Origin of the sequence: Cupriavidus sp. OV096 (assembly GCF_900115455.1) — a bacterium.
Lineage (GTDB): Bacteria > Pseudomonadota > Gammaproteobacteria > Burkholderiales > Burkholderiaceae > Cupriavidus.
The window spans coordinates 287,394-302,031 of record NZ_FOWM01000002.1 but is presented as its reverse complement, the minus strand read 5'-3'; the positions used below and the strand labels follow the sequence as shown (position 1 = coordinate 302,031).

At 67.5% G+C, this 14,638-nt stretch carries 17 protein-coding genes; 9 read left to right on the top strand and 8 right to left on the bottom strand.

From position 1 onward, the window contains the following. Window positions 1-136: 136 nt before the first annotated feature. From slmA to argB, 3 genes are all read right to left on the bottom strand, one after another. The gene (gene slmA / locus BM115_RS05355; RefSeq protein ID WP_092291397.1) at window positions 137-796 is read right to left on the bottom strand and encodes a nucleoid occlusion factor SlmA; all 660 of its coding nucleotides are present in this window, start codon (window positions 794-796) and stop codon (window positions 137-139) included. Further along, entirely contained in the window at window positions 793-1,845 is a 1,053-nt protein-coding gene (locus BM115_RS05350; protein ID WP_092291395.1) for a pyrimidine 5'-nucleotidase, read from the bottom strand. The genes slmA and BM115_RS05350 overlap by 4 nt, the downstream gene beginning before the upstream one ends. Before the next feature lie 79 nt (window positions 1,846-1,924). After that, complete coding sequence (gene argB, locus BM115_RS05345) at window positions 1,925-2,842, bottom strand: acetylglutamate kinase (protein ID WP_092291393.1); 918 nt, start codon at window positions 2,840-2,842, stop codon at window positions 1,925-1,927. Window positions 2,843-2,995: 153 nt separating this feature from the next. Between argB and BM115_RS05340 the strand changes: the two genes are divergently transcribed. The 4 genes from BM115_RS05340 (at window position 2,996) to BM115_RS05325 (ending at window position 5,081) form a co-directional block, all read left to right on the top strand. Continuing rightward, window positions 2,996-3,607, top strand: coding sequence for a sigma-70 family RNA polymerase sigma factor (locus BM115_RS05340; protein ID WP_092292101.1), 612 nt, complete (start codon window positions 2,996-2,998; stop codon window positions 3,605-3,607). Window positions 3,608-3,643: 36 nt separating this feature from the next. Continuing rightward, complete coding sequence (locus BM115_RS05335) at window positions 3,644-3,868, top strand: zf-HC2 domain-containing protein (RefSeq protein WP_092291391.1); 225 nt, start codon at window positions 3,644-3,646, stop codon at window positions 3,866-3,868. Next, window positions 3,865-4,080: a cysteine-rich CWC family protein gene (locus tag BM115_RS05330; RefSeq protein ID WP_092291389.1), complete on the top strand. Its 216-nt coding sequence runs from the start codon at window positions 3,865-3,867 to the stop codon at window positions 4,078-4,080. Before BM115_RS05335 ends, BM115_RS05330 begins: the two co-directional genes overlap by 4 nt. A 62-nt stretch (window positions 4,081-4,142) precedes the next feature. After that, window positions 4,143-5,081, top strand: a complete 939-nt coding sequence (locus BM115_RS05325) for a LysR family transcriptional regulator (RefSeq protein WP_092291387.1) — start codon at window positions 4,143-4,145, stop codon at window positions 5,079-5,081. An 8-nt stretch (window positions 5,082-5,089) separates the two neighbouring features. On the opposite strand, the gene BM115_RS05320 is transcribed toward BM115_RS05325, so the two are convergent. Beyond that, window positions 5,090-5,587 (bottom strand): copper chaperone PCu(A)C, encoded by a 498-nt coding sequence (locus BM115_RS05320; protein WP_092291385.1) that lies wholly within the window; start codon window positions 5,585-5,587, stop codon window positions 5,090-5,092. A gap of 276 nt (window positions 5,588-5,863) precedes the next feature. Between BM115_RS05320 and BM115_RS05315 the strand changes: the two genes are divergently transcribed. Both BM115_RS05315 and BM115_RS05310 read left to right on the top strand, forming a co-directional pair. Further along, on the top strand, window positions 5,864-7,192 hold the full coding sequence (locus tag BM115_RS05315) for an ATP-binding protein (protein WP_255370705.1): 1,329 nt from the start codon (window positions 5,864-5,866) through the stop codon (window positions 7,190-7,192). Further along, window positions 7,192-7,785, top strand: a complete 594-nt coding sequence (locus tag BM115_RS05310; protein ID WP_092291381.1) for a response regulator transcription factor — start codon at window positions 7,192-7,194, stop codon at window positions 7,783-7,785. Before BM115_RS05315 ends, BM115_RS05310 begins: the two co-directional genes overlap by 1 nt. A 33-nt stretch (window positions 7,786-7,818) precedes the next feature. Here the strand turns inward: BM115_RS05310 and BM115_RS05305 are convergent, their stop codons facing one another. The 4 genes from BM115_RS05305 to BM115_RS05290 form a co-directional block, all read right to left on the bottom strand. Then, the gene (locus BM115_RS05305; protein WP_092291379.1) at window positions 7,819-8,190 is read right to left on the bottom strand and encodes a hypothetical protein; all 372 of its coding nucleotides are present in this window, start codon (window positions 8,188-8,190) and stop codon (window positions 7,819-7,821) included. 243 nt (window positions 8,191-8,433) lie between these two features. After that, the gene (hslU, locus tag BM115_RS05300; protein ID WP_092291377.1) at window positions 8,434-9,765 is read right to left on the bottom strand and encodes an ATP-dependent protease ATPase subunit HslU; all 1,332 of its coding nucleotides are present in this window, start codon (window positions 9,763-9,765) and stop codon (window positions 8,434-8,436) included. A gap of 48 nt (window positions 9,766-9,813) precedes the next feature. Then, window positions 9,814-10,350: an ATP-dependent protease subunit HslV gene (gene hslV, locus BM115_RS05295; protein ID WP_092291375.1), complete on the bottom strand. Its 537-nt coding sequence runs from the start codon at window positions 10,348-10,350 to the stop codon at window positions 9,814-9,816. A 210-nt stretch (window positions 10,351-10,560) separates the two neighbouring features. After that, the gene (locus tag BM115_RS05290; RefSeq protein WP_092291373.1) at window positions 10,561-11,547 is read right to left on the bottom strand and encodes a tripartite tricarboxylate transporter substrate-binding protein; all 987 of its coding nucleotides are present in this window, start codon (window positions 11,545-11,547) and stop codon (window positions 10,561-10,563) included. Between the two features lie 358 nt (window positions 11,548-11,905). On the opposite strand from BM115_RS05290, the gene BM115_RS05285 reads away from it, so the two are divergent. The 3 genes from BM115_RS05285 to dksA all read left to right on the top strand — a co-directional run bounded on the left by BM115_RS05285 (window position 11,906) and on the right by dksA (window position 14,587). Next, entirely contained in the window at window positions 11,906-12,424 is a 519-nt protein-coding gene (locus BM115_RS05285; RefSeq protein WP_092292099.1) for a Fur family transcriptional regulator, read from the top strand. A 31-nt stretch (window positions 12,425-12,455) separates the two neighbouring features. Then, window positions 12,456-13,550 (top strand): CobW family GTP-binding protein, encoded by a 1,095-nt coding sequence (locus BM115_RS05280; protein ID WP_092291371.1) that lies wholly within the window; start codon window positions 12,456-12,458, stop codon window positions 13,548-13,550. Between the two features lie 617 nt (window positions 13,551-14,167). Continuing rightward, window positions 14,168-14,587, top strand: a complete 420-nt coding sequence (gene dksA / locus BM115_RS05275) for an RNA polymerase-binding protein DksA (RefSeq protein ID WP_008642844.1) — start codon at window positions 14,168-14,170, stop codon at window positions 14,585-14,587. Window positions 14,588-14,638: the final 51 nt, after the last annotated feature.

Below are 14,638 nucleotides of genomic sequence, written 5' to 3'. Positions count from 1 at the left end.
GCGGTCATCCTGAGATCCCCGTTGGCTGCCGCGCGCCCGCAAGCCAGTCATCAAATCGGCGCGACGCGGCCATTATAGTGCAGTTCCCGGGTGCGCTGCTGGCCGCGTGTGACGCGCCCCCGGTCCTCCCGCTGGTTCAGCCCAGCAGGATCCGCAACTGGGCGTCGATGTTCTCGCCCGGCGCCTTGCGGAAGCCGCTCTTCACGTAGCGGTGCCACTGGCCCTGCACAGCCGCCGTGATCAGCGCCACGCGCACCGGGATGTCGGCGTCGGCCGGGAAGGCGGCCTGCGTGACGGCCACCTTCAGGCACTGGCGCAGCGACGCCTCGATCCGGTCCACCATCTGGTTGATGCGTTCCTGCAGCCGTTCGTGCTCGCCCACCAGCGCCTCGCCGGTCAGCACGCGCGTCATGCCGGGGTTCTTCTCGGCAAACGACAGCAGCATCCGCACGATGGCCTGCACCTGGCGCAGGCCATGCTCCTCCTGCGTGGTGATCTGGTTGATCAGCCCGAACACGGTCTGCTCGATAAAGCCGATCAGGCCTTCGAACATCTGCGCCTTGCTGGCGAAATGGCGATAGAGCGCGGCTTCCGAGACTGACAGCCTGGCGGCCAGCGCCGCCGTGGTGATCTTTTCCCCGCGCGGATGCTCGAGCATGCCGGCCAGGGTCTGGAGGATCTGGATGCGCCGCTCGCCAGGGCGCGGGCGCTTGCGCGCGGGCCCTTCGGCGGTCTGGATGGCGGTGGCGGCCATCAGCGGCGGCGCCTCCGGCTGGCTTTCAATGGTTTGCGTCATGACCCGGTTCTCCGTATTCGTCGTAGGAGTTGATGCATCGATTGTACTTTTATGTCCACATAGCCGGGCCGATTCACCACGCGCGCCCGTACGCGCGGGGCATGGTCGGGCAACTGCTGCGGCGCCGTGCCGTATTGTGCGCCATCCACGCCAGGTGGCGGAAGCTGCGCTTCGGCGGCCATCATCGTGACCGATCTTTCCTGGGCGCCGTGGCCCACGTGCTGGCGGTCCTCGGCGGCCAGCGCGGTGCGCGTGGCAGCATCGGCCACCGCGCCCGGCACGGCGGCATCGACCGGGACTGGCGCGGCCGCCGGCACCGGCTGGGGCCGCGACGGCGCCAGCGTGCGCAGGTAGCCCGTCACCCAGGCGGTGCGGATCCCCGTGCCCGCATAGTGTTTCAGATGCGACAGCGTGTCTTCCACCAGCACCGCGCGATGGGGCGCCACGCCGGTGCGCGCCAGCAGCCGGCGCAGCATGCGGCGGTCAGGCTTGGGCCGCAGATGGCCGTGCACCCACATATCCTCGATGGCCACCACGCGCTCGAAGCAGCGTTCGATGCCGGCAATCGCCATGACCGCCCGGGCGTAGTCGCGCGGCGCGTTGGTGACCAGGATTTTGCGCCCGGGCAGCCGGCGCAGCGCGGCGGCCAGCCCGCGCCGCACGCGCACCATCTCGGCCAGGGCCGGGAAGTCGTGGGCTTCGTGCAGGAAATCGGCCGCATCCACGCCATGGTGGCGGATCATGCCGAGCAGGGTGGCGCCGTAGCGCTGCCAGTACTCCACCCGCACGCGGCTGGCGGTGGCCTCGTCGGACCCGAGCACGCGCGCCACATAGGCGGTCATGCGCCGGTTGATGGCCGGGAAGATCGCGTGGGAGGCGTCGTGCAAGGTGTTGTCGAGATCGAACAGCCAGACGATGTCGCCCGACTGATCGCCCGCTGGCCGGCGCACCCGAGGATGCCGGAGGCGTTGCCGCGCGGCGGGAGTCGATGCCTCCGACGGGCGCGCGTGCGCCACGCCGCGGCGCTGGTGAGGTTGTCTGAGGAACACGCCGGGCTGCAGGGGGATGACTGGTGGGAGGGGTGCGGGCGCGGCGGCGACAATCCGCCCCTGCGCCCGCAAATCCGGCTCAGTGCGAGCGGATCATCGTGCCGAACGCCTGCTCGGTCAGGATTTCCAGCAGCAGCGAGTGCTCGATACGGCCGTCGATGATGTGGACCGAGTGCACGCCGCTCTTGGCGGCATCCAGCGCGGACGAGATCTTGGGCAGCATGCCGCCCGAGATCGTGCCATCGGCGAACAGTTCCTCGATCTCGCGCGCGGACAGGTCGGTCAGCAGGTTGCCCTTCTTGTCCATCACGCCCGGGATGTTGGTCATCATCACCAGCTTCTCGGCCTTGAGGATCTCGGCCATCTTGCCGGCAACCACGTCGGCGTTGATGTTGTACGCCTGGCCGTCGTCGGAGAAGCCGATCGGGGAGATCACCGGGATGAACGCGTCATCCTGCAGCGCCTTGACCACGGCCGGGTTGATCGCCTCGATATCGCCCACGTAGCCGATGTCGATGAAGGTGCCGGGCTTTTCGCGGTCCGGCATCTGCAGGCGCTTGGCGCGGATCAGGCCGCCGTCCTTGCCGGTCAGGCCCACAGCCTGGCCGCCGTACTGGTTGATCAGCATGACGATGTCCTGCTGCACCTCGCCGCCGAGCACCCACTCCACCACTTCCATGGTTTCTTCGTCGGTGACGCGCATGCCCTGGATGAACGTGCCCACCTTGCCCACCTTCTTCAGGGCTTCGTCGATCTGCGGCCCGCCGCCGTGCACCACCACCGGGTTCATGCCCACCAGCTTCAGCAGGATCACGTCGCGCGCGAAGCCGTGCTTGAGCTTCTCCTCCGTCATCGCATTGCCGCCGTACTTGACCACGATGGTCTTGCCGTGGAACTTGCGGATATAGGGGAGCGCCTCGGCGAGGATCTCGGCCTTGAGGGAGGGGGCGATGGCGGCAACCGTGGTGGTGGCCGGCCCAGGATTGTCGGCGTTCATGGCAAGGGACATCCGTTGGAATCAGCAGGTATCATGGCGAATCCGTCCGCCGGACTGGCTTTGACGGGCAGGCGCCGATTTTACAAGAAACCGCGCGGCACGCGCGAAGACGACAAGAACCTGATCCCCGGCACGCCCGATGCCGCCCCCGCAATGAGCCTCGATCCCGCCGAATTGCAGGCCGTGCGGCCGTATCTGCTGCGCTTTGCCCGGTTGCAGCTGCGCGACGAAGCGCTCGCCGAAGACGCCGTTTCCGAGACCCTTTTGGCCGCGCTGGAGCATCCGGAGCGCTTTGCAGGCCAGTCAGCGCTGCGCACGTGGCTGGTCGGCATTCTCAAGCACAAGATCGTCGATATCCTGCGCAGCGGCAAGCGCGAGGTGCGCCTGGCGCTGGCCACCGGCGACGATGGCGAGCCGCAATCGGAGCAGGACGCCTTCGACGCGCTGTTCACGCGCAACGGCCACTACCAGCATCCGCCCTCCGACTGGGGCGACCCCGACCGCACTTTCGAGCGCCGCGAGTTCTTCGAAGTGCTGCAAACCTGCGTCGACCGACTGCCCGCCAAGTCCGCGCGGATTTTCATGATGCGGGAATGGCTCGAACTGGAGACCGAAGAAATCTGTCAGGCCTTGCAGATCAGCGCGACCAACGCATGGGTGATGCTGTACCGCGCCCGCATGCGGCTGCGCGAATGCCTGGAAGTGAAATGGTTCGGCAACCGTGGTGCGAATACAACAGCCGCCCCCGCCGCGCCGTCACGCTGACCCCACCCCTCTATATAGATAGGCCGAATTCGTCTCATGTCCGAACCCCGCCGCCGCCTGCTGCCGAACTGCGAGGAAATCCATCACCTGACCATGAAGGGCATGGACCGGCCCCTGACGTGGGGGGAGCGGCTGCGCCTGCGCGGCCATCTGGCCATCTGCGCCACGTGTACCCACTTCAGCGGGCAGATGCGGATGATGCGCGAGGCGATGTGGCGGCTTGGGCAGGATGGTGGCGACGGACCCGGCCCGAGGCCATGACCGATCCATCGACCATCCAGACCGGCCAGCTACGCCCCGTGGAGCGGTGCAGCCGCTGCGGCGCGGCCTTCGCCTGCGGCTACGTGGCCGGACTGCCCGAATGCTGGTGCGCCAGCCAGCCGCTGCTGCCTGCGCGGCAGATCGTGGCGGGCCAGCACTGCCTGTGCCCGGATTGCCTGAAGGCCCGGCGGGACGCCTCGCAAAACACTTGAAGCCCTAAAAATTCCGCTCGACGAATGGCATAACCGGACCCATCCGGTTTAATATTCGCCACATGAATAGCCTACGCGGAATCGACCTCAATCTGCTCGTGGTGCTCGAAGCACTGTTTGCCGAGCGCCATATCTCGCGCGCCGCACTGCGGCTGCAACTGAGCCAGCCGGCGGTCAGCCATTCGCTGGCGCGGCTGCGGCAACTGCTCGACGACCCCCTGCTCGTGCGCGGCCAGGGCGGGCTCGTGCTGACGCCCCGCGCGCATGAACTGACTGCCCCGCTGGCCGAGGCGCTGGCGCAGGTGCGTATCCTGCTCGGCCCGGGCGGCTTTCAGCCGTCCATGGCGCGCCGCACCTTCCGCGTGGCGATGTCCGATTACGGCGCACTGGTGGTGCTGCCCCGGCTGCTGCGCACGGTGCGCAAGGCCGCGCCGAACATCGACCTCGTGGTCACGCAAGCCAGCCGCGAGACCATGACGGCGCAGGTGGCCGACGGCGAACTCGACATTGCTTTGGGCGCCTTCACCTACCAGCCGGAAGGCGTGCGCACGGCGGTGCTGTTCGACGATGACTTTGCGTGTGCGGTGGATGCGGCCACGGTGCGCGACACCGGCCGGCTCGATCACGTGGCCTATCTGGCGCGCTCCCACGTGCTGGTGAGCGCGGCGAGCGAGCGCGGGGAGCTGATCGACGCTACCGTGGCGCGCCTGGGCGGTCGCCGCAAGATTGCGTGCACGGTACCGCACTGGAGCGTGGCGCCGGCACTGATCGCCGGGACCAATATGGTCCTGACGGCGGCGCGGCGTACGCTGGCGACGCTGGAAGATCCGCGCCTGACCATTTTCGAGGCGCCGTTCTCGATTCCCGGCTTCAGCTACAGCATGATCTGGCCCGAGCGGGCCGAGGCCGATCCGGGCCACACCTGGCTGCGTGAGCGGGTGCTGCAGGCGGCGGCAGCGCCGGAATCGGAAGCGGAGGCGGCGATCAGCCTGCGCGGCTGATCCGCGTCTTAGTGCTTGTGATCGCCGTGGCCGGCGGCGCCTGCCGTCGGCGCGCCGGCGGTCAGGTCGCGCACCTGCGCCTTGACCTGCTGCTCGACGATCTTGCCGTTCTGCTCGATCTTCAGCGTCAGCGGCACGGTATCCCCGGCCTTGAGCTGGGACTTCAGCCCCATCAGCATGATGTGATAGCCGCCCGGCTTGAGTTCCACGTCCTGCATCTGCGGCAGGTCCAGCGACGGCACCTGGCGCATGCGCATCACGTTGTTCTCCATCTTCATCTCATGCAGCTCGGCAGCAGCCACGGGCGACGACACGCCCACCAGTTTTGCGGACGCATGCGCGTGCAGCGTCATGAACGCGCCGGACGCCGACTGCGCCGGCACCGTGCCGCGCACCCAGGCATTGCTCACGTCGACCTGCGCCAACGCGTGTGCGCTGCCCAGCAGGCCGGCCAGGGCCAGGGTGACGATCGAGGCGGCGCGCGGCGCGCGAAAACGGGCTTGCATCGGTAACATCTCCACGAAGTCGACGGAATCGACGGGGTCAACGAAATTCAACGAAAGGCGGCTATTAGACCATGGCGCTCCCGAGTCTGCCGGGCATGGCAACCGCGTAGTCTGGCAGCGCCGGGGGCCGGCCTGAATGCGGCAAGGTGTCGCACGCCGGGTCGCCGCCGCCGCGCGGCATGGCGGCATTGCTACACTGCCGGCATGCCGCCCTCCCCGCCCCTTACCGCACCGCCGACTCCCGCTGCCTCCGTCGCGCCGGCTCCCGCCCCAGCCATGCCGGGCGGGGCGCCCCAGCGCCACGGCCTGGTGAGCCTGCGCCGCCTGTGCTGGCTGCGCTGGGCGCTGCTGGCGGGGCAGGCGCTGCTGCTGGTGTCGTGCGAGTCGGTGGCCGGCATCCACCTGCCCTACAAGCCGCTGCTTTACCTGTTCGCCGCGCAAGCCATCTTCAATGTGCTGACGGTGGTCCGCCTGCACTGGCACGGGCAGCAGAACACGGTGCCGTCGGACGCCGAGCTGATGGCCCAGATGATCGTGGACCTGACCGCGCTGTCGGCCATCCTGTTCTACACCGGCGGCGCCACCAATCCGTTCGTCTCGTTCTACCTGCCCGGGCTGGCCATCGCATCGGCCATCCTGCCGTGGCGCTTCGTCTCGGCGCTCGCGCTCTATGCGCTGGCGTGCTATTCGCTGCTGCTGCTCGAATACGTGCCGCTGCACCTGCACAACCCGGACAACGCGGTGAACTACCACCTGGCCGGCATGTGGCTGAACTTCGTGGCCAGCGCGGTGATGATCGCCTTCTTCGTGGCGCGGCTGTCGGGCGTGCTGCGCCAGCGCGATGCCCAGTTGAATCTCGCCCGCGAGCAACTGTTGCGGGAGTCGCGTGCCGAGGCGCTGAACGATCAGGCGGCGGCTGTCGCGCATGAGATCGGCACGCCGCTGGCCACGCTGGCGGTGATCGCCGGCGAGTTGCGTGGGGATGCCTCCGACGCAGCGCGTGCGAACACGCCACTCGCCGACTACCTCCCCGATTTCCGCACGATGGAGCAGCAGCTGGACCTGTGCCGCTCGATCCTGGCCCGCCTGCGCGCGGACCGCGAACCGCTGGCGCCGCAGCCGCTCGACACCTGGCTCGCGCCGTTCGTCGAACGCTGGCAATTGCGTCATCCGCAGGCCAGCCTGCAATCGACGCTGGCGCCGGACGCGGCTACCCACCCCGTGGACGCCGCGCGTGTGAGCCAGATCCTGACCATCCTGCTGGACAACGCCGCGCGCAGCCAGCAGGCCATGGGCCATGCGATGCGCCAGACGCCGCCGCTGCGGCTGGATATCACCGGCGATGGCCACGCGCTGCGCTTCGCCGTCACCGACCACGGCGGCGGCATCCCCCCGGCGCTGCGCGCGCAACTGGGCGAGGCGCCCGTCGCCAGCACGCACGGCGGCCAGGGCATCGGCCTCTACCTCGCGCAAAGCGCCGCGCGCCAGCTTGGCGGCAGCCTGTCCTGGCAGGACCACCGCGGCGGTGGCACCGTGGCCGTGCTGCGCCTGCCGCTGGCCGGCGCCACCCCGCTCAACCTCACTTCCTCCGACTTCCAACCGTGATGACAGACGCCTCCGCGCCCACCGACGCAACGCCCTTCCTGGTGATCGATGACGACGAGGTCTTCTCGGGCACGCTCGCGCGGGCGCTGACGCGGCGCGGCTATGCGGTGCAGGTGGCCCACCACGGCAGCGCGGCGCTGGCGCTGGCCGCGCGCACGCCGTTTGCCTACGTCACGCTGGATCTGCATCTGGGGCCGCCCGCCGAGGCCAGCGGCACGGCGCAGGCGGAATCGGGCCTGCATCTGGTGGCGCCGCTGCGCGCCGCGCTGCCGGACGCGCGCATCCTCGTGCTGACCGGCTACGCGAGCATTGCCACAGCCGTGGCGGCGGTCAAGCAGGGGGCGGACGAATACCTGGCCAAGCCGGCCAATGTCGATTCGATCCTGACGGCACTGATGGCGGGGATTTCGGAAGAGGCGGCCGAGGCGGCGCTGGAGGAGCCGACGCCGCTATCGGTGGCGCGACTCGAATGGGAGCATATCCAGCGCGTGCTCACCGAGCACGGCGGCAATATCTCGGCCACGGCACGGGCGCTGAACATGCATCGGCGCACCTTGCAGCGCAAGCTCGGCAAGCGGCCGGTGTCGCGATAGTCGCGCTAGGCGCGTCGGGCGACGCGAAATAACTTACAGACGAAGCTGGACGTAGTCCCAGCCAAGATCATCGGCGGACGATTCATGGTCCACGCCGGCCATGCGCACGGCGTCATTGGCGTGGCGGTCGGCCAGGGTGACCAGCTCGCCCGAGGCGATGGCCAGCGCCGTGGCGGCAGCCTGGCCACCGTGCGCGGCCTGCCGCTCGGGCTGGTCCGCGTGGACCGAGGCCGAAGCCGGGATCGGCAGCGCGGCGGCGGCGGCCGGGGTCACGGCGGGCCGGACGCACAGGAAGACGGTGGCGGCGGTGATGCTCGCCACCACGCTCGCGGTGGCGATGGCAACGCGGCGCTTGCGCACCTGGTTGCGTTTGAAAAAAAGCGTGCGCGAAGGTTGGCGCGACATAGGCAGACTCCCGGCAGGTGTTTGAAGTGAAATGCGGTGGCTCCCGCTCCGGTCCATCGACCAGCAAGGTGCGCAAGGGTCGCATTTCGACGAGGTCCGGCGCCAGCATGCTTACCAATGCTTACGGTCGTTACTGGCGGGAGGCATCCGCGCGGGCCGCTGACACATGCCGGTCAAGACCCCAAAACAAAACGAGCCAGACATCGGTCTGGCTCGTTGTTCCTTCAAATCCGCCGGGGCGGCTTACAGCACGTAGCGCGACAGGTCCTCGTTGCCGGCCAGGTCGGCCAGGCGCTCATCGACATACTTGCCGTCGATGGTCACCGTCTCGCCGGAGGAGCGGGTGGCGTGGAACGACAGGTCTTCCAGCAGCCGCTCCATCACCGTGTACAGCCGGCGCGCGCCGATGTTCTCGACCTTCTCGTTCACCGAGAACGCGATCTCGGCCAGCCGGCGGATGCCGTCCTGCGCGAACTGCAGGTCCACCTCTTCCGTCTTCAGCAGCGCCTGGTACTGCTTGGTCAGGCTGGCGTCGGTCTGGGTGAGGATGGCCTCGAAGTCCTGCACGGACAGCGACTCCAGTTCCACGCGGATCGGGAAACGGCCCTGCAGTTCGGGAATCAGGTCGCTCGGCTTGCTCAGGTGGAACGCGCCCGAGGCGATGAACAGGATGTGGTCGGTCTTGATCATCCCGTACTTGGTGTTCACCGTGGTGCCTTCCACCAGCGGCAGCAGGTCGCGCTGCACGCCCTGGCGCGACACCTCGCCGCCGCCCACATCGCTGCGGCTGGCGATCTTGTCGATCTCGTCCAGGAACACGATGCCGTTCTGCTCGACGTTGGCGATGGCCTTGTGCTTCAGCTCCTCCTCGTTGACGAGCTTGGCGGCCTCTTCGTCGATCAGCAGCTTGAACGCTTCCTTGACCTTCATCTTGCGGCGATGCTTCTTGCCCTGGCCCAGCCCGGCGAACATCGTGCGGATCTGCTCGGTCATGTCCTCCATGCCCGGCGGGCCCATGATGTCCATGCTCGGCTGGCCGGCGGCCACTTCCAGCTCGATATCCTTGTCATCGAGCTGGCCCTCGCGCAGCTTCTTGCGGAAGGCCTGGCGCGTGTTCGAGTCCTTGTCCTCGGTCTGGGCGAAGCCGATGTCGCGCGGCGGCGGCAGCAGCACGTCCAGCATGCGGTCCTCGGCGGCGTCCTCGGCCTTGGTGCGCACCTTCTTCATTTCCGATTCGCGCGTCTGCTTGATGGCCATCTCGGCCAGGTCGCGCACGATGGTGTCCACGTCGCGGCCCACGTAGCCCACTTCGGTGAACTTGGTGGCCTCGATCTTGATGAACGGCGCATCGGCCAGCTTGGCCAGCCGGCGCGCGATCTCGGTCTTGCCCACGCCGGTGGGCCCGATCATCAGGATGTTCTTCGGGGTGATTTCCTGGCGCAGCGGGTCTTCCACCTGCTGGCGGCGCCAGCGGTTGCGCAGCGCCACGGCCACGGCCTTCTTGGCCTTGTTCTGGCCGATGATGTGCTTGTCGAGTTCGGAAACAATTTCCGACGGGGTCATGGTTTGCGACATGGTATCCGGGGGTTCAGTGCGGTGCGGTGCAGCGCCAGCGGGCGACGCTTATTCCAGCGTCTCGATGACGAAGTTCGTGTTCGTGTAGATGCAGAGCTCGCCGGCGATGGTCAGCGCCTTCTCGACCACGTCCTGGGGAGCCAGTTCGGTGTTCTCGATCAGCGCCTTGGCCGCCGACTGCGCGTACGCACCGCCCGAGCCGATGGCCGCGATGCCGCCCTCGGGGTCCAGCACGTCGCCGTTGCCGGTAATGACCAGCGTGGTGTCGCGGTCGGCCGTGATCAGCATGGCCTCGAGCCGGCGCAGCGCGCGGTCCGAGCGCCAGTCCTTGGCCAGGTCCACCGCGGCGCGGGTCAGGTTGCCCTGGTACTTCTCGAGCTTGGCCTCGAAGCGGTCGAGCAGCGAGAAGGCGTCGGCCGTGCTGCCGGCAAACCCGACCAGCACCTTGCCGTTGTAGATGCGGCGCACCTTGCGCGCCGTACCCTTCATCACGATATTGCCGAGAGTGACCTGGCCGTCACCGCCGAGCGCAACCTGGTTGCCGCGTCGGACGCTGACGATGGTAGTGCCGTGATACTGTTCCATGGTGCCTTCGTGGTCCTTCTGTGATCTGTGGAGTGTGTCAGGGGGTAGGTGGCGACACGCAGCGCGCTTTCAAGAGCCGCACGCATCACAGGCGCCCGCCACGGGCAATCCCCACAATATAGAAGGCGCCGGGCGGGCGCCAAAACAAAAAGGCCACGCATCGCTGCGTGGCCTTCTGCCTTCCGGGCTGGCGCGGGGGTTAGTCCGTGCTTAGTCCGCGTACACCCCGGCCTTCTTGATTACCGGCGTCCACTTGTTGATTTCCGCCGTCAGGAACGTGCGCAGCGACTCCGGCGTGGCGCGCTGGGCCGGCACGGCCTCGGCGCCGAGTTCCGCCATCTTGGCGCGGAACGTCGGGTCAGCCACGGCCTTCTGCAGCGCGGCGGAGAGCTTGTCGATCACCGGCTTCGGCGTGCCCTTCGGCGCGTACATGGCGTGCCAGATCTTCACTTCCACGCCCGGCAGGCCCTGCTCGGCCGCGGTCGGGATGTCCTTGAACGCCTCCACGCGGCGCGACTGCATGGCCGCGTACGGCTTCAGCGCGCCAGCCTTCAGCTGGCCGGCGATGTTGGTGGTCTGGTCGCACATCAGGTTGACCTGGCCGCCCAGGATGTCCGTCAGCGCCGGCGCCGTGCCCTTGTACGGCACGGTGGTCAGCTCGGTCTGGATCGCGCTCTGGAACAGCAGGCCGCACAGGTGCGAGGCCGAGCCGATGCCGGCGTTGGCCATCGACAGCTTGCTGGCATTGGCCTTGATGTACGGCAGCAGGTCCTTGAAGGTAGCCGGCGGCAGTTGCTTGTTGCCGACCAGCACCATCGGCACGTCGGCCACTTCACCGACCATCTCGAAGTCCTTCAGCGGGTCGAAGCCCAGGTTCCGGTACAGCGCCGGTGCCGTGGACATGCCGATGTGGTGGATCAGGATGGTGTAGCCATCGCCCTTGGACTGGGCCACCTTCTTGGCACCGATGGTGCCGCCGGCACCGCCGAGGTTCTCGATCACGATGGTGGTGCCCAGGTGCTTGGACATGACCATGGTCAGCTCGCGCGCCACCTTGTCGGTCGGGCCGCCAGCCGCGAACGGCACCACGGCCTGGACCGGCTTGTTGCCCGGATATTCCTGAGCCTGCGCCCCCGTGAAAACGCCCACGCCGGCAACAGCCAGCGCGGCCGCGAAATGCATTGCAACTCGTTTCATTACTGTCTCTCCTGGATACCCTGCTTTTCCCGTTCTCACCATCCGCCTTGCCTCCTCCTCTTTACACCCCTTGCCGCCGGCCGGGCCGCCCGGGAGGCGGCGCCGCCGGTCGCGGTCCATATTGGAAACACGCGGTGACCATCGGCTCAATGTATGGGAAGCGAACAGCAACTGACCCCGCTGACAGGCGGAGCCGGAGGTGGATGTTAGCAACCTGAAAGATTAGCGAGGTATAGGGGCTAACCCGCGAGAAAGCGGCGTTTTCGGCGGATTCGCCACGCTTGCGCCGCGCTTGTGCCGCGCAGCCGCTTACGCAACTGAATTGCATCGACCCGGGCGCTATGGTTAAATGGCCCGCATGACACGCACCATCCCGCATCCGGCCGCCCAGGCAGCCGGGCCGCTCCCCGACGCCACGCTGGACGCTGCGCAGGCGCGCCTGCGCCAGCTTGGCGCGCGCGTGACGCAGCCGCGCGTGGCCATCCTCGCCTGCCTGATCGACGCCGAGGACCCGCTCACGCACCAGGCCGTGATCGACCGCCTGCCGGCCGATGGCGACGTGGACCGCGTCACGGTCTACCGCGTGCTCGACTGGCTGGTCGAGCAGGGGCTGGCGCAGAAGCGCGCGGGCCATGACCGCGTGTTCCGCTTCACGCTGGTGGAGCACGAGGCCGCGCGCGCCGAAGTCCATCGCCAGCACAGCCATTTCCACTGCACCCGCTGCGACCGCACGTTCTGCCTCGAGGCGGCCGGCGTGCCCGCGCCGTCGGTAGCGCCCAAGGTGCCGCGCGGCTTTGCCGTCGAGCACGTGGAGCTGACCGTCAACGGCGTGTGCGCCGAATGCGGCCGCACGCGCGGCGCCGGCGACGCCCACTAGGCGCCGCAAACCTTTCCCGGAGTTCCAAGACATGTCCAAACTGATCCCGGTCACGATCCTGACGGGCTTCCTCGGCAGCGGCAAGACCACGCTGCTCAAGCGCATCCTCACCGAGCAGCACGGCATGAAGATCGCCGTCATCGAGAACGAGTTCGGCGAGGAGAACATCGACAACGAGATCCTGGTGCAGGACGGCCGCGAGCAGATCGTCCAGATGAGCAACGGCTGCATCTGCTGCACGATCCGGGGCGACCTGGTGCAGGCGCTGTCCGACCTGATCACCCAGCGCGACGAAGGCAAGCTCGATTTCGACCGCGTGGTGATCGAGACCACCGGCGTGGCCAACCCGGGCCCGGTGGCGCAGACCTTCTTCATGGACGAGGAAATCGCCGCGCGCTACCTGCTGGACGCCGTGATCACGCTGGTGGACGCCAAGCACGGCAACCTCCAGCTGGACAAGCAGGAGGAAGCACAGCGCCAGGTGGGCTTTGCCGACGCCATCTTCATCACCAAGTCCGACCTGGTGCCCGAGGCCGAGGTGGCCGACCTGCGCCATCGCCTGCTGCACATGAACCCGCGCGCGCCGATCCGCACCGCCAACTTCGGCGAGACCCCGATCGACACGATTTTCGACCTGCGCGGCTTCAACCTGAACGAGAAGCTCGAGATCGACCCCGATTTCCTGCGCGCCGAGGCCCATGAGCACGATGAGCACGACCATGACCACGATCATGGCCACGTGCACGACGAGCACTGCGGCCACGACCACGATGACCACGACCACGGTCACGGGCATGGCGTGCACGATCACCACCACCATCACCACCACACGGACCACATCGCCTCGTTCGTCTTCCGCAGCGACAAGCCGTTCCACTACGGCAAGCTCGAGGAATTCCTGTCGGGCATCCTGTCGGTCTATGGCGAGAAGCTGCTGCGCTACAAGGGCGTGCTCTATATGGAAGGCGTGGACCGCAAGGTGGTGTTCCAGGGCGTGCACCAGCTGATGGGCAGCGACATCGGCGCCAAGTGGGAAGACGAGACCCCGGGCACCAAGATGGTCTTCATCGGCGTGGACCTGCCGCGCGATGCCATCCTCAAGGGACTGGCTGCCTGCCTGGCCTGAGCCCCTCCCACCCGATGTGAAGCAACCGCCGCATCCTGTGGCGGTTGCCGCCGGACCGGTTTTCCGCCCACCCTTCCCCTCCTTTGGGCGGGGTACCGGGAAAACTCCTGTCTCTTGTCCGGCTTTCTCCCATATCTACGAAAAACTTGTTCAAGTACAATAGGCCGGATTTGATACGGGCGACGCACGTTTGAGCGGCGCCGGTATTGGCAGGGCGGCGGTCGTCGTCAGCATGAGGCGGGCCGCCGGCAGGCGCGGTCGCAGTGCTTCATGCGGAGACCGCCCTCCGCTTGGGGTACCTTGGCAACAGCGCCGTCACTCGTCGACGCGTAGAGAGAGGTGTCCCCATGACAGCCGCAACGAAGACCAAAGAAAGCCGCAGCAAGACAGGCACCGCTGCGGCGGAGACGCCAGACGCGCAGCCAGCAGTGAAGGCAGCGCCAGCTCCCCGCGGCAGTACGGCGCACGCCGATGCGGGCGAGGCCAAGGGAGGCACGCGAAGCAGCAAGACTGCAGCCAGCCAGAGTGAACCGACCGCACCGCGCAAGCGGGCGGCCACTGCACCCGAGCGGACCAAGACGCCGCCGGTCGCATCAACAAGAGAATCAGCAGCAACCATGAGCAGCAACAAACTTCTGACTGAAGCTGAAATCCTGAAGATGAGCGACAAGGATTACATGAACGAGGCGCAACTGGCCTTCTTCAAGAATCGCCTTGAGCAGCTTCGCGACGAAATCCTCAAGAATGCGGACCAGACCACGGAACACCTGCGCGAGACGGTGATCGTGCCGGACCCGGCCGACCGCGCCACCATCGAGGAAGAACACGCCCTCGAACTGCGCACCCGCGACCGCGAGCGCAAGCTGCTGAAGAAGGTGGAGCAGTCGCTGCAGCGCATCGAGTCCGGCGACTACGGCTGGTGCGAGGAAACCGGCGAGCCGATCGGCGTGCCGCGCCTGCTGGCCCGCCCCACGGCCACGCTGTCGCTGGAAGCCCAGCAGCGCCGCGAACTGCGCCAGAAGCTGTTCGGGGACTGATCTCCCGCCCCGCTCCGACAGACACGGCCCGGTCATCCGGGCCGTTTTGTT